Raw genomic sequence first — 19,245 nt, forward strand, 5'->3', positions numbered from 1 at the left:
CATCACGGAAAATCCGTTCAGCCAGGAAGTACAGAAGTATTTGAAGAGCGGCATGGCGCAGGTAGAGGAGATGAAAGCGCTGCGCATCTCGGGTAGCCGAAACGTGCTGATCGAGCTGACCACTACCGCGCGGGTGAAACCTAACTTTCTCGGCTTGCTTACCGCGGGCGGTGGCGGTGGTTTTAACGCAGGCATGCTGTGGTTCAACATCTTATCGCTCAAGACGGCCTACAGCAGCCTGCAGAAGAGCAGTGCACCGGAATACACCTTGGGCTTTGCTTCATCGATTTTCGGGGTGATCGGTGCAGCGGCAGCCACGATGATCAGCGTTCGGGCAACGCAGAAGGCGGTGATGCTGCGGTTAAGCTCAACAGCACCGGGTATGGCGTTTGGCAACGGAATTGTCAAGTTCCTGAGCAGTAACTTGTTCGCACGTTTAGCAGGATATCCAGCAATAGCATTTGGGCTGTTCTCAGACTGGTCAAAGGGATTGCGCCAGTTCGACAACGGTGACTCCACTGCAGGCAGATACACTATAGCTGGTGGAGTAATCATGGCTATTGGCTCTGCTGTCACCCTTGAGGCAGGACTTGCCGTTGCAGGCGCCACATCGTTTGTCCCCTTCGCCGGTTGGGCCGCAGCGGCCCTTGTCCTCGTAGGCGTCGCCATCATGGGAGGGGGCCTCTACCTCCATGCCAAAGCACATGAACACCTTCACAGCCCAATTGAGTTATGGGCAGCACGTAGTATCTTCGGCAATCGCAATAATGATGGAGAGATACGTCCAGGTATTATCTTGGATTATCAGAAGAAACTGCCTGTGTTCGCCTCGCTGCAAACGGAAGTCAAAGCTTGGCACAATGAGCATTACGGGCCAAAACTACTATCCGCCGAGCAAGCCCTATCACTCGGCGTAACTCATGTCGACACTAGGTGGCATCAGAACAATCATTGGTCTCCGCCAAACTGGACAGCGATTACACATAACGAAGTAGTCGCACCTCAGCCAACCGTTGAGTTCACAGTGCTGCTGCCAGGCTTTGTGCTTGGGGTAAGCGAATGGTCAGGAAGCTTAAACGCCCTCCGTGATGGCCAAGAAAGGGACGTGCTTCCAATTGCCCCGACCGGCCACATCGTAGGTGCGGGTTTAGTCCTGCACTTCGAGAACACGCTAGCCAACCAAAGTCATGTCTCACTGCATCTAGCCTACAGTGCCAACCAAGGCTTGGACGAAGACAATGAGACTCTTTCAATTTTTCGTCTGGAGCGCTGATCATGGCGACCATCTGGCTATTCAATTCAACCACAGACTCAGGGCACAAACCTGCAATTGGGGGGCAATTGGCAAACGTATCCGAAAATACATTATGCCTGCGAAACCCATGGGTAACAGATTCCGTTTTTATGGGAAAGCTATACTGCGCAATGACGATCACACTATTGATTGGCATGTACCCCTACCTCTCCCCACACATCGCGGACCTATACAATGAGGATATGATATTAATGCTCTTGTTTTTAATAACGCCCTTCGTGTTCACTCCTTTCCTAGCTTATCGAATTTTCTTTATAAAGGGCTTATCTACCATTTGCCTCAACCGATCAACCCAAAAAATCTACTACCAACGCTTGAGCAAGGTATTGGTCTTTGAATGGAGCAATACCGGAGGCGGCCTTTTCAAACGCACCGAATTCGGCGGCTCCTCGTTCAGCACCAGCTATGCCCTCGCCTTCGCCCCTCGCCGGGAAGACGGAACCCTCCACCAAAAAGACTGCCTGTGGGTCGACAGCAACGAACCCACCGAACCCGGTGTAAAGCACGTCGCCGAAGTCTGGGAATACCTCCGCCACTTCATGGCCCACGGCCCAGACAAGCTCCCTCCGCCCGGCGAACCCAACTGGTGGCACAAGCCACTGCACGCCATCTGCCTAACCCCAGCGCAAGCCTGGCAACACTATGCGCCTTGGCGAACCGGCGAGCCCGGTGAAATGCAGGGCAAAAAGAACTGGCAATTACCGTTCTGGGCCGTGCTGTTCCCCTACAACCTCACGGTTGCCATCTGTTGGTACTTCATCTGCAAGCTCTTCAACGTCCGCGCAGCCCCACCGCCCCCAGCAGCCTTCGAAGAAACTCCAGCTCAACCCAAAAAAAGGAAGCGCAAATGAAGCCCATCGTACTCGTAGGCCATCGACACAACTGCCCGATTCATGGCGAAGGCACTGTGGAAACCGGCGCAAGCGCAACATTCGTGGATGGCAGGGCCGTCGCGCGCGTGGGTGACCGCATCAGTTGCGGCGCCCTTATCGAAACCGGTGCTGCCTGCACGATCATCGAGGGCCAACCGGCAGCAAGGGAGGGAGACACCACCAGCCACGGCGGGACGCTGATCGAGGGTGACCAAGGTTGGCTCATTGATTGAAATCCAACGCCGGCCCGATGGGTGATTCGGGCCGTTTTTCGGCCCAAATCGCGATTGAACGCATAAGGCATCAACCTGCACCATCCAGCAACCAGGTCAAAAGCCTTCTACCCTTTTACAACGTGAATCCCTGCCGCGCCCGCAGGCCAACGCAACCGTTCGGTAACCGAACAGTAGCCCGTCTCTTGAATTGACGCTGCCGCCTTCACTGCTCACCATGCACCGGCCTTGCGTGCCCCCCTGCCTGGGAACCGGTCACGTACCCGTAGCACCGCAGCTGAATACAATTTCAAGAAACGAGCAGTTTATGAACCACTCCAAGATCACCCCCGCCGCACCCCGGATGTCCCAGGGTTCGATCGGCGACAAGCTTCGCGGCGCCTTCGGCGTCGGCAAAACCCGTTGGGGCATGCTTGCCCTGGTGTTCTTCGCCACCACCCTGAACTACATCGACCGCGCCGCCCTTGGCATCATGCAGCCCGTGCTGGCCAAGGAAATGAGCTGGACGGCGATGGACTACGCCAACATCAATTTCTGGTTCCAGGTCGGTTACGCCATCGGCTTTCTGCTGCAGGGCCGGCTGATCGACAAAGTCGGGGTCAAACGCGCCTTCTTCTTCGCCGTGCTGCTGTGGAGCCTGGCCACCGGTGCCCATGGCCTGGCTACCTCGGCGGCAGGTTTCATGGTGTGCCGCTTCATCCTCGGTCTGACCGAGGCCGCCAACTACCCGGCTTGCGTCAAGACCGTGCGCCTGTGGTTCCCAGCGGGTGAGCGAGCGATTGCCACCGGGTTGTTCAACGCCGGCACCAACGTCGGTGCCATGGTCACCCCGGCCCTGCTGCCGCTGATCCTCGCCGTGTGGGGCTGGCAGGCCGCGTTCATCGCCATGGGCAGCCTGGGCCTGGTATGGGTGGTGCTGTGGGTGCTGAAGTACTACAACCCCGAAGACCACCCCAGCGTGCGCCAGAGCGAGGTGCAGTACATACAGCAGGACGACGAGCCCGAGCCGACCCGCGTGCCGTTCAGCCGTATCCTGCGCCTGCGTGGCACCTGGGCGTTTGCAGTGGCCTATGCGATTACCGCACCGGTGTTCTGGTTCTACCTGTACTGGCTGCCGCCATTCCTCAACCAGCAGTACAGCCTGGGCATCAACGTGACCCAGATGGGCATCCCGCTGATCATCATCTGGCTGACGGCGGACTTTGGCAGCATCGGTGGCGGCATCTTGTCGTCGTGGCTGATTGGCCGTGGCGTGCGTGCCACGACTGCGCGGCTGGTGTCGATGCTGATCTTCGCCTGCACCATGCTCAGCGTCATCTTTGCCGCCAACGCCAGTGGCCTTTGGGTTGCAGTGGCCGCCATCTCGCTGGCCGTGGGCGCGCACCAGGCGTGGACGGCGAACATCTGGAGCCTGGTGATGGACTACACACCCAAGCACCTGGTGAGCACGGTGTTCGGGTTTGGCAGCATGTGCGCGGCGATTGGCGGGATGTTCATGACGCAAATCGTCGGCAGCGTGTTGACCGCTACCCACAACAACTATGCCGTGCTGTTCACCATGATCCCGGCCATGTACTTCCTGGCGCTGGTGTGGATGTACTTCATGGCACCGCGCAAGGTCGAGAGCGCCTGAGGGCGCTAGCCACTTTTCTCTACGGGGCCCTTGCGGGCCCTTTTTTTGGGCTGGTGATAATGGCCATGACAGTGGGAGCGGCCTTGCGTCGCGAAAGGGCTGCAAAGCAGCCCCAGCGATTTCTGCAACACGCCTGAGAATCTGGGGCCGCTTTGCGGCCCTTTCGCGACACAAGGCCGCTCCTACAAAAGGGGCGCTGCCGGTCGAAATCAGACCTTGGCCAACACCGCCAGGGCTTTCTCCAGCGCCATGCGCGCGCGCTGTTCGCCGCTGATGCCCTGCTCCAGCAACTGCCGTGTGGGTATTTCCAGGCTCAGCGGCACGGTTGCCGGCAAGCCGCGCAGCAGGCTGACCAGGTCGGCATCGCCATCACCGGGGAAGCGTCGCTCGTTACGCGCCTGGCGCAGAATCTCGTCCATGTCGGCCGGTACTGGGCCGGCCACGTCACACAGCTGGGCATAGCGCATGCGCTGCGGTGCCAACTGCGCCAGGTGGTCCAACGATGAGTGGGATCGGTTGAAGTGGAAGGCATCCACCAGCACGCAGCCATTGGCGTGGTCGGCGTTGGCCACCACTCGCATGGCCTGGCGCAGGTCGCGCACGTCGGTCCAGGGCATGAACTCCAGGTGCGGGTAGATGCCGTAGCGCGCCGCCAGCTCGCACAAAGCGGCAAAGCGTTCGGTCAGCCGCGCTTCGTCCGGGTCGTTGCCAGCCACCAGCAGTTCGGTGCCCCCCAACTCGGCGCCCACCGCCAGGATCGGTTCGAAATCGGCGACGCAGGTTTCCGGCTTGAGGCGCAGAATCTCCAGGTCGAGCACCTTGATGCCGGTGTCGCGCAGGCGCGCCTGGGTCTGCCGACGCAGGTCGGCATCGGCCACCAACGGGAAGTGCTGCTCGTGTTCGGTAGCGGGCACCAGGCGTAGGCCAACGTGGCTGTAACCCGCGCGGGCGGCAGCCTCGACCATGTCCGGTGGGGACAGCTCGAGTACCGTCAGGGCCGCGAGGGAGAAAATCCGATCAGTCATTTATCGTCACCAGTAAAGAGTAAGGTTGCTTCAGCCAATGTGCTCGGGCGCGCAGGCCCGGCCGCTTTCGGCTGCCTGGCGGATCGCTTCGATCAGCGCGAGGGTGCGGCCACCGTCGGCGGCATTGATCAGCGGCGCCTGTTCACCACGGGCAACCCGCACGAAGTGCTGCAACTGCAGGGTCAACGCCTCGCCAGCGGGGATGCTCTCCTCGCACTGCAGCAGCGGCGTGTGCCAGCCCGAACCGGCCTCGGCGTAATGCCAGCGCTTGAGCTGGGGAATGCTCAACGCCCCTTGAGTACCAGCCAGCATGTAACACGGCTGACCGTCCTGGCGCGGGTAGATCGGGCTTTCGCCAGAGTCCAGCTCCCAGCTCCAGGGCGCGGCCACCGCGTCCGAGCCCGTCAGGCTGCCCAACGCGCCATTGGCGAATTGCAGCAGCACTGCTGCGCTGTCTTCGTTGGCAAAACCACGTACATCGTTGCGGGTGAACGCCTGCACCTGCACCACCTCACCACACAGGTGACGCAGCAGATCCAGGTCGTGGATCAGGTTGGTCAGCAAAAAGCCCGCCCCTGGCTCGCGACGCCAGGGGGTTTCGAAATAGCTATCGGGCTTTTGCAACTGCCACAGCGCGGTAACGTTGATCAGCCGGCCCAGCTTGCCTTCGCTGATCACCTGGTGCGCCTTGGCGATCAGCGGGTTGTGCCGGCGATGGTGGCCGACCAGCACCGGCACATTGCGCCGATGCGAAGCCTCTACCAGTGCCCGAACTTCATCCAGATGTACGCCTACCGGTTTTTCTACAAGCACCGGCACGCCGGCCTCGACGCAATCCAACGCGGTGGCCACATGCTGATTGTTGGGGTTGGCGATGATCACCGCCTCCGGGCGCACACGCTCCAGCATCTGGCGATGGTCGGCAAAACAAGGCACACCGCACTCGGCGGCGAAGGCTTCGGCCTCTGGGCCGGGGTCGGCCACGGCACACAGTTGGGCTTGCGGCACATTGCGCAAGTGCTGGTAGTGCTGGCGGCCCATGATGCCAGCGCCGATCAAGGCAATACGAAGGGGTGCGTTCAACAGCCTGTCCTCTTGTCATTGTTGTTTTGCGAATTCTGAAACTAAGTTCCAGAATCCACGATCAACAATTTAGAACCTGGTTCAGCTTTTCAGAAGAACCGGCGCAACAGACTGTGCGGTAATCGACCGCTTTATGCCTTCAAGCGAACAACTCGCTGGCGCGGCTGGCAGCCGACAGTTCGTCCGCCGCCGCCAGCAGCAGCGGTGCCAGCTCGGGCAGGCGGCTTTGTGCCAGGCGCGCGCTGGGCCCGGCGATGCTCAGTACGCCGATGACCTCGTCACTTTGCGGGCGGCGCACCACTGCGGCGAGGGCCGACGTGCCAATGGCGGAGGTTTCCTCGACCCAGGCGTAGCCACGCTCGCGGGCGCGGTGCAGGTAGGCGAGCAGCTCATCGGTGGAGCGCGGTGCATTCGGGCCGAACTGAGCGGGGTCGGCAATGCCTTGGCGCAACACCATCTGCAGCGCCTGCTCATCGTTCAGGCTGGCCAGCCAGGCATGCCCGGAGGCGGTATAGAACAGCGGCGCATCGCGGCCCATGTCCGGGTCGTAGCGCAGCCCGGAGCGGGCGCCCTGGGACTTGGCGATCCAGGTTTGCCGGACGCCCTCGATCACACCCAGGCGTACCAGTTCGCCGCTGTCCTGGGCCAGGCGGTCGAGAATCGGCTGGATGATGTCGGCACCGCTGCTGGCCAGGTAACGAAAGCCCTGCGCGACCAGCTTGGCCGATAGCTGATAACGGCTGCTTTCCCGGTTTTGTCGCACATAGCCCAGCCGCACCAGCTCGGTGAGCATGCGGTGGGCAGCGCTTTTGGGAATGTCCAAGCGCTCGGCCAAGGTTTGCAGCGGTAGCCCCTGGGGCTCACCGGCAAGGCTTTCTACAAGACTGAAGGCGCGTTCGATCTGACTACCAGCCATGACACAGGTCCCTGATTTTTTTGCGAATTCTAGAAGATGATTCCACATCGTCGCTAGCCAGCGCAGCGCCAGCGACTGTGAATGTCCGATGATCGCCCAGTACTTGCCTGGCACAACCCGCCTGCCCTTGCAGGCCGAGACGCTGCCGACAAGAATATGGAACCTTGTTCCAATAACAATACAGGAATCCCGTGATGCCTTCCGCTCCCTTCGAAACCGAATGCGATGTACTGGTCATAGGCTCTGGCGCCGCCGGGCTGGCTGCGGCCGTAACGGCTGCCTGGCATGGGCAGAAGGTGATCCTGGTGGAGAAGGAACCGGTGTTTGGCGGTGCCACCGCCTGGTCCGGTGGCTGGGCCTGGGCGCCGCGCAATCCACTGGCGCGCAGGGCCGGCATCGTAGAAGACATCGAACAGCCACGCACTTATCTGCGCCATGAACTGGGGGCTAACTACAACGCCGAGTGCGTCGATGCCTTCCTTGAAGCGTGCCCGCACATGGTGGCGTTTTTCGAGAAGCACACGGCGTTGCAGTTTGCCGACGGCAACGGTATACCCGACATGCATGGCGACACACCGGGGGCAGCCCAGGGCGGGCACCAGGTGATCGCCGCGCCCTATGACGCCCGCGAGGTTGGCGCCCTGCTGCCGCGCTTGCGCAAGACCCTGCGCGAAACCTCATTCATGGGCATGCCGATCATGGCCGGCGCCGACCTTGCTGCTTTTCTCAACATGACCCGCTCGCCCAAAGCCCTGCTGCATGTGTGCAAACGCTTTGGCCGCCACCTGTACCACCTGGCCCGCTACGGCCGGGCGATGCACCTGGTCAACGGCGTGGCGCTGGTGGCGCGCCTGGCCAAATCGGCGCAGGACCTGGGCGTGCACCTGCAAGAGTCGGCGCCGGCCAAGCACCTGCTGGTCGAGGATGGCCAGGTGCGCGGGGCACGGGTGGCCACACCGCAGGGCGAGCAGCTGATTCGCGCCAAGGCCGTAGTGCTGGCGGCAGGCGGCTTCCCCAACGACAACGCCCGCCGCCGGCAATTGTTCCCCCGCGATGCCAGCGGCCACGACAACCTGGCGCTGCCGCCCAAGGGCTGCTCGGGCGATGGCCTGCGCCTGGGGGAATCTGCCGGTGGCGTGGTTGCCACCGACTTGAAATCGCCGGTGGCCTGGGCACCGGTTTCGCAGGTGCCGCACCGCGACGGCAGCGTCGGCCATTTTCCGCACATTATCGAGCGCGGCAAGCCGGGCATTATCGGCGTGCTGGCCAACGGCAAGCGCTTCGTCAATGAAGCGCATGGCTACTACGACTATGTATCGGCGATGGTCGCGGCGGTGCCGCAGGATGAAGCGGTGTGTTCGTGGCTGGTCTGCGACCATCGGTTCCTGCGCCGCTACGGGCTGGGCCACGCCCGCCCCGCGCCGTTGCCGGTGGGGCCCCATGTGCGCAGCGGCTACCTCAAGCAAGGTGCCACGCTGGAAGCGTTGGCGGATGCCTGCGGCATTGACCCGGCCGGGTTAAGGGCCACGGTCAGCGACTTCAACAAGCACGCACGCAATGGCCAGGACCCCGCCTTTGGCCGGGGGTCCACGCCGTTCAACCGCAAGCAAGGCGACCCTGGGCACAAAGGCCCCAACCCTTGCGTGGCGCCCATCGAGCACGGGCCGTTCTATGCGGTGAAAGTACAGCCCGGCTGCTTCGGCACCTTTGCCGGGCTGCGCACCGACGGCAATGCCCAGGTGCTGGATGAGGCCGGGCAGCCGATTGCAGGTTTGTATGCGGCGGGTACCGACATGGCCAGCGTGTTTGGTGGCTGGTACCCATCGGGCGGCATCAACCTGGGGCCGGCGCTGACCTTCGGCTATGTGGCCGGGCGGCATATTGCCGGGGCGCAAGGATACGAGTGAGGCAAGCCGAAAGGCTTGCAGCGCCCTGTTCAGAAAATGAACACTCGCAAAACCGTCGATTGTTCAGGTTGTGAACACCGCCAGGCCCGCAGCTCCTGAATTCTATGGCCGCTGCACCTTGGCACACCCCCTGCAACAAGCATCCGTGAACACAACAACACAGGATGCTTTGCGTGGATACCTTACTGCCCAACGAACTCTGGAACGAGCGGCTGTTCACCGGTACATGGGTACCCGGTGAGCTGCCCGCCACCGCCGTAACCTCCCCTGGCAATGGCGTGGCACTGGGTGCCCTGGCCAACGCCGGTGCCAAACAGGTGGAGCACAGCGCGCGCGAGGCCGCCACGGCCCAGCGCAGTTGGTATGCCCTGCCCTACGACGAACGCGCCAAAGTCCTGCGCAAGGCCGCCGCTATCGCCGAGCAATACCAGGCCGAGATCGCCAACTGGATCGTTCGCGAAAGTGGCTCGACCCAGGCCAAGGCCGGCTTCGAGGCCTCCATCAGCATCAAAGCGCTGCACGAAGCCTGTGCCCTTCCCTCGCGCAGCCAAGGCGAAGTACTGCCTTCCACAGCCGGCCGCCTGAGCATCGCGCGGCGCCGCCCGCTGGGCGTGATCGGAGTCATTTCACCGTTCAACTTCCCGCTGTACCTGGCCATGCGTGCGGTTGCCCCGGCACTGGCCACGGGCAATGCGGTCGTGCTCAAGCCCGACCCGCGCACCGCAGTGTGCGGCGGCCATGTCATCGCCCGCATCTTCGAGCTGGCAGGTTTGCCGGCAGGCGTGCTGCATGTGCTGCCGGGCGGCGCAGAGGCCGGTGCAGCGCTGACTGCGTCACCCAGCGTGGCGATGATCCAGTTCACCGGTTCCACCGCCGCTGGCCGCAAAGTGGGCGAAGCTGCCGGTCGCCACCTGAAGAAAGTCTCGCTCGAACTGGGAGGCAAGAACTCGTTGATCATCCTCGACGACGCCGACCTGGACCTGGCCATCGCCAACGCTACCTGGGGGGTGTACCTGCACCAGGGGCAAATCTGCATGTCGACCGGCCGGGTGCTGGTGCAACGGGGCATCTATGACGCGTTCGTCGCGCGCCTGGTGGCCAAGGCACGCAGCCTGACGGTGGGCGACCCGGCCAGCGGCCAGGTACACCTAGGCCCGCTGATCAACGCGGCCCAGCGTGACAACGCCTTGCGCATCGTCGACGCCGCACGCGCTGCCGGGGCAACGCTGGCAACCGGCGGTGCGGCTGACGGGCTGTTCTTCCAGCCGACCGTGCTCAGCGACGTGCAGCGTGACAACCCGGCATTTCACGAGGAGATCTTTGGCCCCGTGGCCGTGGTGGTGCCGTTCGATAGAGATGAGCAGGCCGTGGAACTGGCCAACGACACGGACTACGGCTTGAGCGCCGCCATCCTGTCGCGCGATACCGGCCGCGCCTTGCGCCTGGGCGAACAATTGCGCACCGGGCTGCTGCATATCAACGACCAGACCGTCAACGACGAGGTCATCAACCCTTTCGGCGGCGTGGGTGCATCCGGCAACGGCAGCAGCATCGGTGGCGCCGCCAACTGGGAAGAGTTCACCCAATGGCAATGGCTGACCCTCAAGGGCCAAGCGCCTGCCTACCCCCTGTAACCCCGGAGAACAATAACAATGACAACACCTCTGTTTCGCCCCATTCAAGCTGCCGTCACCCGTGGCAAAGGCGCCCCCTTCGTGCTGGAACAGGCGCGTATTCGTGCGCCGCAAGGTGATGAAGTGCTGGTGCGCATCGTCGCCACCGGCATGTGCCACACCGACATGATCGTGCGCGACCAGTACTACCCCGTGCCGCTGCCAGCGGTGCTGGGGCACGAAGGCTCTGGCATCGTCGAGGCCGTTGGCCCTCTGGTACAGAACCTGGCCGTGGGCGACCACGTGGTGATGACCTACGGCTACTGCGGCCACTGCCTGGCCTGCGACGCAGGCCAGGCCGCCTACTGCCAGGACTTTTTCGGGCGCAATTTCAGTGGTGCTGGCCCCGAAGGCGAACATGCGCTGCAGGATGAACAAGGCTACGCCCTGAATGACCACTTCTTCGCCCAGTCGTCGTTCGCCACCTACGCACTGGGGCGCGAGAACAACACCGTGCGGGTGCCCAAGGAAGCGCCAATCGAGCTGCTTGGCCCGCTGGGTTGCGGTATCCAGACAGGCGCCGGCGCGGTGATCAACTCGCTCAGGGTCACCCCGGGCAGCGCCTTTGCCGCCTTTGGCGGCGGTGCGGTGGGCCTGTCCGCCGTGCTGGCCGCGCAAGTGGCAGGCGCCGCCACCATCATCGCGGTCGACGTGGTGCCTTCGCGTCTGGCGCTGGCCCTGGAGCTGGGCGCCACCCACGTGGTCAACAGCCGTGAAACCGACCCGGTGGCAGCCATCCGCGAAATCACCGGCGGCGGCGTGCAGTTCGCCCTGGAGTCCACGGGGCGCCCGGAAGTGCTGCGCCAGGCCGTGGATGCCCTTGGCAGCCGTGGCGCACTGGGGGTGGTCGGTGCGCCGCCGCTGGGCACCACTGCACAGTTCGACGTCAACGACCTGCTGCTGGGCGGCAAGGTCATTCGCGGCATCGTCGAGGGTGACAGCGTGCCGAAGAAGTTCATCCCCGAGCTGGTCAACCTGTACCTGCAGGGCCGCTTCGCCTTCGACAAACTGGTGCGTTTCTATGACTTCGAGCAGATCAACCAGGCCGCCGAGGACAGCGAAAAAGGCCTGACGCTGAAACCGATCATCCGTATCCAGAAGTAACGCCCCCAGGGGCAGCCAAGGGCTGCCCCACGCCATAACAAGAACAAGGGAACCCCTGACATGACAAAGAACTCCAGCCTTGCCTGGGGCATGCTGGCCTGCGTGCTGGTTTCAGCCAAGGCCCTGGCTGTCGATGTGAATGCCGGCGACTACACGGCGCTGCCCCCAGGCACCAACGTCGCCGCCTGGTACCAGCAATTCAGCCGCGCCGACCGCTTCAACGGCGACGGTGCGCCCGACGCCACGCACGGCACCAGCCTGCGTTCCAACATCAGCATCCTGCGCCTGATCCATTTCACCGAAATCGGCGGTATCACGGTGGACCCGCAAATACTCCTGCCCTTTGGCCATGTCTACGACGTGAAGGTTGGCGGGCAGTCGCTGGGCAGCAACAGCGGCATGGCCGACCCGATCATCGGTGCCACCTTCTGGCTGGTAAACCAGCCTGGGCTGGGCGCCAGCGGCCGCTACTTCGGCATTACCCCACTGCTGTACCTGCCGTGGGGCCAATACGACCGCGGCGCCGGCGTGAACCTGGGCGAAAACCGCTGGAAAGGCGACCTGCAACTGGGCTGGGTAGAACCGCTGTGGGGTCGCTGGTCCATGGAGTGGTATGCCGATGCCGTGTTCTATGGCAGCAACGACAAGGCCGGCAGCGGCAGCCAGACATTGCGCCAGGACACGACCTACCAGTTGCAGACCAACCTGCGCTACGACTTCAACCCGGCCCAGCGCCTGGCCCTGGGCTTCTCCGCCAGCGAAGGCGGCAAGCAGCACCTGTCGGGCGACTACACGGGACAGAAGACCGAGGTGCAGCAAGTGCGTCTGGAGTTTCAGCAGATGGTCGGCAGCACCGTGCAGTTGAGCGGCCAGTTGACCCACGACACCCGCGTGGTCGGTGGTTTCCAGGAGGACACCGGGGTCAACCTGCGGGCGCTGCTGCTGTTCTGATGCTTGGCAGCCTTGACGCGCTGCTGGCAGCGGCGCAACGTGCGCAGTCAGCAGCGTGCCGTAAACCCTCACAAGGTGTACCCATGGATCGCCTACAACTCCAGTTGCACAGCGCCCGCCAGCAGTTCGCCGAAGGCCTGCCGTTGCCCGCCGGGCTGCTGCCGGAACCTATCGAGCGTTCGTGGGAGCGTTCCAGGGCCGCCGGGCTCAGCCCGTGGCAACCGCGCCTGGCACACGGGCAGCTGGATGTGCTGCCACTGACCGAGGCCGACAGCCAACTGGCTGCCTGCGTGCAGCCAGAGCTGGAACGGTTATGGGAACTGATTGGCGATTCGCACTGGATGCTGTTTTGCGTCAACCCGGATAACCGCATTGTCCAGACCCGCAAGCCATCAGGCATCGACGGCCCGTTGTCGGCCCTGCACACCGGGCGCCGGGTCAGCGAGGTCGACGTCGGCACCACTGCCCCGGCCTGCACGCTGATGGACGGCCTGCCGGCGATCGTTGCCGGCAACCAGCATTACCTGCAGGAGTTTGCCCAGTTTTTCTGCGTCAGCGTGCCATTGCGCGGGGTCAATGGCGAGCTGCTCGGGGCGCTGGACCTGACCGGTATCGGCACACGCAATGCCGGGACCATGCTCGAACGCCTCAAACATGCGGCGCTGGCGACTGAAAACAATTTCTTCCACGGCCTGCCGGGCTGCCGCATCCTGGAGCTGCAACACGACCCAAGGCTGCTCGGCTCGCCACTGCAGGCGCTGCTGGCCGTGCACGACGATGGCACGGTGTACGCAGCCAACCGCGCCGCACAGCAGTTGCTGGGCGTGCCCAGCTACCGCCCTGAAGGGCTGACGCTGGAGCAACTGTTCGACCGCCCTGGCCACAACGGCCTGGATGGCTCGCCGCAGCTGCTGGCCTTGGCCGACGGCTCACGCCTGTATGGCCGGCTATTGGCGCAGCCTGCCGCCAAGCCACGGCCACTGCGGGCCAGCCACACGGCGCTGGGCAGCGACCGGCGGGTCAACGCCCGCTTCGCAGATGCCTGCAAGGCCGTGGCTGGAAACCTGCCGGTGCTGATCACCGGGCCGACCGGTTCTGGTAAAGAAGTGTTCGCCAAGGCGCTGCACGAACACTGCTGCCCACAGGCCCCGTTCATTGCAATCAACTGCGCAGCCCTGCCCGAGAGCCTCATCGAAGCTGAACTGTTCGGCTACACCGAAGGCAGCTTCACCGGCGCTCGCAAAGGCGGCGCCGTGGGCCTGCTGGAGTCCGCCGGCGACGGCATCTTGCTGCTGGACGAAATCGGTGACATGCCGTTGGCCCTGCAAAGCCGGCTGCTGCGTGCCTTGCAGGAGCGGCAGATCACCCGTGTTGGCAGCACCAGCAGCGTGGCGCTGAAGGCCCACGTTGTCGCCGCCACCCACAAGGACCTCGCCAGCCTGGTGAGCAGCGGCGGCTTTCGCGAGGACCTGTTCTACCGCCTGGACGGCCTGCGCGTGGCCCTGCCTGCCCTGGAACAGCGCCTGGACAAGGCGCAACTGATCGACAATTTCTTCCAGCGCCCAGGCTTCCCGCCGCTGGCGGCAGAGGCCAGGCGCCAATTGCAGGCCTACCACTGGCCGGGCAACCTGCGGCAACTGGACAACGTGGCGCGCCTGGTCGGGGTGCTGGCCGCTGGCGAACCGTGCATCAACCTGCAGCACCTTCCCGACGACCTGCAAGGCCAGGCGCACGTGACCTCGTGCAACCTTGCCGACGCTACCCAGGAAGTGATCGAGCGCGTCCTGCTGGCCCATGCCGGTAACGTCAGCGCCGCCGCCAAGGAACTCGGTATCTCGCGCACTACCTTGTACAAGCGCCTGGGCAAGCAGTAACGCTCAGGCCGTGCAGCGTATCTGCTCCAGCCAGTAGGCCACATCCACCTCGTCGATCTGTTCGGCGCGCAGGAAGCGCTCGGCGTATTGGCGGTACACCCCGCTGCTGAGGAACAGCTGCAGCAGTTGCCCGTCGAGGTGCCCGTCGCGGACCATGAACACCATGATCTTCACCGATTCGGACAAGGTCTTCGGCGGTTTGTAAGGCCTGTCGGCCGCTGTCAGCGCCTCGAAGATATCGGCAATCGCCATCACCCGTTCTGCAATGCCCAGGTCCTGCTCGCCCAGCCGGCGCGGGTAACCGCTGCCGTTCATCTTCTCGTGGTGGTTGCCTGCGATGTCGGGTACCCGCTTGAGGTGGCGCGGGAACGGCAATGAACTGAGCATGATGATGGTCTGCACGATGTGCTCGTTGATCTTGAACCGCTCTTCGTCATTCAGCGTGCCACGGCGGATCGCCAGGTTGTACAGCTCGCCGTGGTTGCTGGCGTGGGCTGGCAAGCGCATGTCGAACCCCCAGGTATTGCGCGGGTCGTCCTTGCCCACCGGCGGCGTGCGAGCGCCCCAGGGCACACAGTGCTCGGGGCGGTCGGCCAGCAATGGTTCCGCTACCGGTAGCGCAGGTTGCGCCACGCCGGCAAGGTGCTCCGCTTCATCACGGGAGATACCCAGGCGGTTATCGAAATGGCGCAGCCAGCGGCGCTGGCCGATCTGTTGCAAGCGCTGGATATCGGCGTCCTGCATGAACTCGCCGCCGATGTTGGCCTGGGCGACGAAGGCAAAGTCGCCCTGCAGCTCGGCCTGGGCAACGCTCAAGGCACGACGTAAGGCCTGCGGCTCGGCACCGCTGGCCAGGCCCTGCCAGTAGGTAAGTTCGGCATCGCGCCAGAGCACTTCAAAACGCATGCGCACTTCATGAATGCGGTTGTACAGGGTCTCAAGCTTGGTCGCCTTGTCCACCACGTACTCGGGGCTGGTGACCTTGCCACAATCGTGCAACCAGGCTGCCACACGGAATTCGTAACGTTCGGCCTCGGTCATGCTGAAGCTGGCGTAGGGGCCACTGTCAGCTGCCACGGCCTGGTCCAGCAGCATCTGCGCCAGCTGGGGCACCCGTTCGCAGTGGCCGCCGGTGTAGGGGCTCTTGGCATCGATGGCGTCGGCCAGCAGCTTGATCAGGGCATCCATCAGACGCCGCTGGGCTTCGGCCAGCTGGCGCGTCTCGATGGCCACTGCCGCCACCCCGGACAGCTCCTCGACAAAGCGCCGGAACGGCTGACCTGCCTGCGCACGCCCAGGCGCTTCGTCCAGTTGCAACAGCAGAATGCCCAGCAGCGCTTGGCTACGGTCATTGAGCACCACGGCCAGGCTATGCTCGTGCAAGCCCAGGGCTTGGGTCACCGCAACGGCCAGGCGCTGCTGGTCGCCTTTGTCCACGACCAGTTCAACCGGGTACTGCTCGCCACGGCAAGAGGCGGCCAGGCGCAGCAGTGCACGCTCGTCGTCGTACAGGTACACCACGCCGGCGTTGACCCCTGCGGCCTTCACCAGGTGGCTCAGAACACCATCAAGCATGTGCTCCAGGTCGCGTTCGCGGCTGAGCGTGAGGGTAATCGCCTGGAAGTTGCCGATGGTGCCAGACATGCGGCTCAGCACCTGGCTCAACTCACGCACCTCGGTCACCCGCGAATGCACCCCCACTTCACGGCCGAAATCGAAACCGGCCAGGCCCTGCACCTGTTCGGCCAAACGCCGCAACGGCCGAGCGATGCGCCGGCCAATCACACCGCCGAGCACCAGCAGGACGACCATCAGTGCCGCTGTCCAGAGCAACTGCTCGAACAACACCTTGCGTGCGCCGGCCAGCAACTCATCAGCCGGCACGGCAATCAGCACTTGCAGGTTCTGCCCGGCCAAGGTGGTCAGTTGCACGCGCATGCCGTACCACGTCAGGCCATCCACCAGGTAAGGCTGCGGCTGGGTGCCTGCCGGCAGGTCGGCAAACAGGTGCTGCAAGCTGGCAATACCCAGTTCGCCAACGCTCGACAGGCGCACCCCCTGCCCCTCGTGCACGATCACCCGTTGCAGGTCTGGGTAGGCCACCACGCGGCCCTGGTCATCGACCACGACAATCTCGGTGCCGGGCGTCATGCGCAAGTCCTGGGTTTCGCTGGCCAGGTCATTGACCGACACGTCCATGCCGATCACGGTCCCCCCGTCGACGCTGCGCTGGGCCATGGTCAGGCCGACTTCCCGGGTGGTGAAAAACACGTAGGGGCGGGTCAGCACGGTGGTGGCTTGTGCTGCGGCTTCGACGAACCACGGACGCAGGCGCGGATCGTAGCGGTACTCGGGTTTGGCCTGGGTCTGCAACAAGTTCAATGCCCGGTCGTAGAAGCGCCATTCGCCTTGTACCGCCCCACCCTCACGGTTGACGCTTTGCACCAGAAACACCGTGCCTGGTGGCGCGCTGAAAAGTTGCAGCAATTGCGGGTCACGCAAGCGCCGTACCAGCAAGAAATCACCATTGGGGTAGCCCAGGTAGGCGGCGCTTAGCATGCGGTTGGCGTCGAGCGTTTCCACCAGCTGCGGCAACCGCTCCAGGCGCTGCGCCAGGGTGTGCGCGGCCGGGTTGTAGGCAAGCAGGCGGATACTGCTTTGCGCCGGGTCGATCAGGCGCCGGGCACGCTCGTCGATGGTCTTACCCATTTGCAAGGCGGAATCGCCTGCGGCGGCTACCAGGGTCTGGCGAATGCCGCGATAGCCTTGCCAGGCCAGGGCGGCGCCCAGCAGCAGCATACCCAGCACAATGGCCAGCGCCACCAGCCACTGCAGTGAAATACCCCATCCGGCGTTTCCAGAGGCACGACCATTCGACACGTAGCCCATCCCAGGTACTCCATGTATGGCGCATTGCCTTGGCTGATATCCGGAGCAGTGTAGAGTGCGCGTGAGCTTTTTGCTGGGGTTACGGAAATTAGTATGGGGTTAGGCCGTTCAGGTGCCTGCCGGTGGATTTGCAGCGCCTGTGAGATCGAGCGCCGCGCGGGGGCGCTCGATCTCACAGGCACGGCAAATAGTGCGCCAGGCGCTTAGGCGCGCAACTGGTACCAGGTGGTCTTGAGTTGTGAATACTTGTCGAACGAATGCAGCGACAGGTCGCGGCCAAAGCCCGACTGCTTGCCCCCGCCGAACGGCACCGTCACATCCAGTGCATCAACCGTGTTCACCGACACGGTGCCGGCCTTCAACGCCCGCGCGACCCGGTGTACCTGGTTGAAGTCATCGCTCCACACCGAGGCCGCCAGGCCATAGATGCTGTCGTTGGCCAGGCGCACCGCTTCTTCTTCCGTGTCGAAGGCGCTGACGGCCAGCACGGGCCCGAACACCTCTTCGCGCGCCAGCTTCATGCGGCCCTCGACACCGGCAAAGACAGTCGGCTCGATGTAGTTGTCCGAACCGTCGAGGGTCAGGCGTCGGCCACCACACACCAAACGAGCGCCCTCTTGCCCGGCAAGGGCGATGGCAGCCTCGATACGGCGGGTTTGCTCGGCATCGACAATGGCCCCGGCGCGGCTCGCCGGGTTCAGCGGGTTACCCGGCAACCACTGGCGGGCCTTGGCCTGCAGACGCTCGACAAATTCATCATGGATGGCGCGCTGCACGTACAGCCGCGAGTTGGCCGAGCACACCTCGCCCTGGTTGAAGAAAATGCCGAAGGCGGCCTTTTCCGCAGCCAGGTCCAGGTCCTGGCAGTTTTCGAACACCAGGTTGGGGCTCTTGCCGCCGCACTCCAGCCACACCTGCTTGAGGTTGGACTGCGCCGAATACTGCATGAAGTACTTGCCCACCTGGGTGGAGCCGGTGAACACCAGGCAGTCCACATCCGGGTGCAGGCCCAGCGCCTGCCCGGCCTGCTCGCCCAGCCCCGGCACCACGTTCAGCACGCCTTCCGGCAAGCCCGCTTCCAGCGCCAGTTGGGCCAGGCGCAAGGCCGAGAACGGTGACTGTTCGGCGGGTTTGAGCACCACGCTGTTGCCGGCGGCCAACGCCGGGGCAAGCTTCCAGGCGGCCATGTCGAGGGGGAAGTTCCACGGCACCACGGCCGCGACCACTCCCAGTGCTTCGCGGGTGATGGTGGCCAGCGCATTCGGCGCCGTGGGCGCCACCTGGTCGTACAGCTTGTCCAGCGCCTCACCGTACCAGGCGAACACATGTGCCGAGCCCGGCACGTCGATGTTGTAGGCATCCATCACCGGCTTGCCCATGTTCAGCGAGTCCAGCAAGGCCAGTTCTTCGCGATGGGCCATGATCAGCTCGGCCAAGCGCAGCAGCACCTTCTTGCGCTCCCCAGGGGCCATGCGTGGCCACGGGCCTTGCTCGAAAGCTCGGCGGGCACTGGCGACAGCCAGGTCGACCTCGGTTTGGCCGCAGGCAGTCACCTGTGCCAATACCTTGTTGGTCGCGGGGTTGATGGCGGCGAAGGTGGCGCCGTCCTGTGCGTTGACGGGTTTGCCGTTGATCAACGCCTGGGACGGCAGGTACAGATCCGAGGCGCGTTGTTGCCAGAATTCGAGGGTGTACATTTGTACTCCTGATCGCTTTGGAGCAGTCTTTTCGTAAAGGCTACGCGCTCCCTGCTGGGGCGGGTTTATCCGC

At 63.6% G+C, this 19,245-nt stretch carries 13 protein-coding genes and 1 pseudogene; 9 read left to right on the forward strand and 5 right to left on the reverse strand.

What is annotated here, in order from left to right:
• The 4 genes and pseudogenes from DM807_RS27220 to DM807_RS27235 all read left to right on the forward strand — a co-directional run.
• Positions 1–1,273 (forward strand): annotated as a pseudogene (locus tag DM807_RS27220) (T6SS effector BTH_I2691 family protein); the annotation flags it as partial.
• A 2-nt stretch (positions 1,274–1,275) separates the two neighbouring features.
• Entirely contained in the window at positions 1,276–2,166 is an 891-nt protein-coding gene (locus tag DM807_RS27225) for a DUF6708 domain-containing protein (RefSeq protein WP_012272858.1), read from the forward strand.
• Positions 2,163–2,420: a PAAR domain-containing protein gene (locus tag DM807_RS27230; RefSeq protein ID WP_012272859.1), complete on the forward strand. Its 258-nt coding sequence runs from the start codon at positions 2,163–2,165 to the stop codon at positions 2,418–2,420. The genes DM807_RS27225 and DM807_RS27230 overlap by 4 nt, the downstream gene beginning before the upstream one ends.
• Before the next feature lie 307 nt (positions 2,421–2,727).
• Entirely contained in the window at positions 2,728–4,053 is a 1,326-nt protein-coding gene (locus DM807_RS27235) for an MFS transporter (RefSeq protein ID WP_012272860.1), read from the forward strand.
• Positions 4,054–4,262: 209 nt separating this feature from the next.
• Here DM807_RS27235 and DM807_RS27240 read toward each other — a convergent pair whose 3' ends face one another.
• The 3 genes from DM807_RS27240 to DM807_RS27250 all read right to left on the reverse strand — a co-directional run bounded on the left by DM807_RS27240 (position 4,263) and on the right by DM807_RS27250 (position 7,077).
• On the reverse strand, positions 4,263–5,078 hold the full coding sequence (locus tag DM807_RS27240) for a sugar phosphate isomerase/epimerase family protein (RefSeq protein WP_179028175.1): 816 nt from the start codon (positions 5,076–5,078) through the stop codon (positions 4,263–4,265).
• Positions 5,079–5,108: 30 nt separating this feature from the next.
• Positions 5,109–6,161 (reverse strand): Gfo/Idh/MocA family protein, encoded by a 1,053-nt coding sequence (locus DM807_RS27245; RefSeq protein ID WP_179028176.1) that lies wholly within the window; start codon positions 6,159–6,161, stop codon positions 5,109–5,111.
• 139 nt (positions 6,162–6,300) lie between these two features.
• The gene (locus DM807_RS27250) at positions 6,301–7,077 is read right to left on the reverse strand and encodes an IclR family transcriptional regulator (protein WP_012272863.1); all 777 of its coding nucleotides are present in this window, start codon (positions 7,075–7,077) and stop codon (positions 6,301–6,303) included.
• A gap of 194 nt (positions 7,078–7,271) precedes the next feature.
• On the opposite strand from DM807_RS27250, the gene DM807_RS27255 reads away from it, so the two are divergent.
• The 5 genes from DM807_RS27255 to DM807_RS27275 all read left to right on the forward strand — a co-directional run bounded on the left by DM807_RS27255 (position 7,272) and on the right by DM807_RS27275 (position 14,586).
• On the forward strand, positions 7,272–8,984 hold the full coding sequence (locus tag DM807_RS27255; protein ID WP_179028177.1) for an FAD-dependent oxidoreductase: 1,713 nt from the start codon (positions 7,272–7,274) through the stop codon (positions 8,982–8,984).
• Between the two features lie 164 nt (positions 8,985–9,148).
• Positions 9,149–10,618, forward strand: a complete 1,470-nt coding sequence (locus DM807_RS27260; protein WP_179028178.1) for a benzaldehyde dehydrogenase — start codon at positions 9,149–9,151, stop codon at positions 10,616–10,618.
• Positions 10,619–10,636: 18 nt separating this feature from the next.
• Positions 10,637–11,761, forward strand: a complete 1,125-nt coding sequence (locus tag DM807_RS27265; RefSeq protein ID WP_060514411.1) for an NAD(P)-dependent alcohol dehydrogenase — start codon at positions 10,637–10,639, stop codon at positions 11,759–11,761.
• 60 nt (positions 11,762–11,821) lie between these two features.
• On the forward strand, positions 11,822–12,712 hold the full coding sequence (locus DM807_RS27270; RefSeq protein ID WP_069942395.1) for a transporter: 891 nt from the start codon (positions 11,822–11,824) through the stop codon (positions 12,710–12,712).
• A gap of 83 nt (positions 12,713–12,795) precedes the next feature.
• Entirely contained in the window at positions 12,796–14,586 is a 1,791-nt protein-coding gene (locus DM807_RS27275; protein WP_081336926.1) for a sigma-54-dependent Fis family transcriptional regulator, read from the forward strand.
• A gap of 3 nt (positions 14,587–14,589) precedes the next feature.
• Here the strand turns inward: DM807_RS27275 and DM807_RS27280 are convergent, their stop codons facing one another.
• Both DM807_RS27280 and DM807_RS27285 read right to left on the reverse strand, forming a co-directional pair.
• On the reverse strand, positions 14,590–17,475 hold the full coding sequence (locus DM807_RS27280; protein ID WP_179028179.1) for an HD domain-containing phosphohydrolase: 2,886 nt from the start codon (positions 17,473–17,475) through the stop codon (positions 14,590–14,592).
• 203 nt (positions 17,476–17,678) lie between these two features.
• Positions 17,679–19,172 carry an aldehyde dehydrogenase gene (locus tag DM807_RS27285; protein ID WP_179028180.1) on the reverse strand — a complete coding sequence of 498 codons (1,494 nt, stop codon included), beginning with the start codon at positions 19,170–19,172 and terminating at the stop codon, positions 17,679–17,681.
• Positions 19,173–19,245: the final 73 nt, after the last annotated feature.

It is taken from the genome of Pseudomonas hunanensis (genome assembly GCF_013393325.1).
Lineage (GTDB): Bacteria > Pseudomonadota > Gammaproteobacteria > Pseudomonadales > Pseudomonadaceae > Aquipseudomonas > Aquipseudomonas putida_P.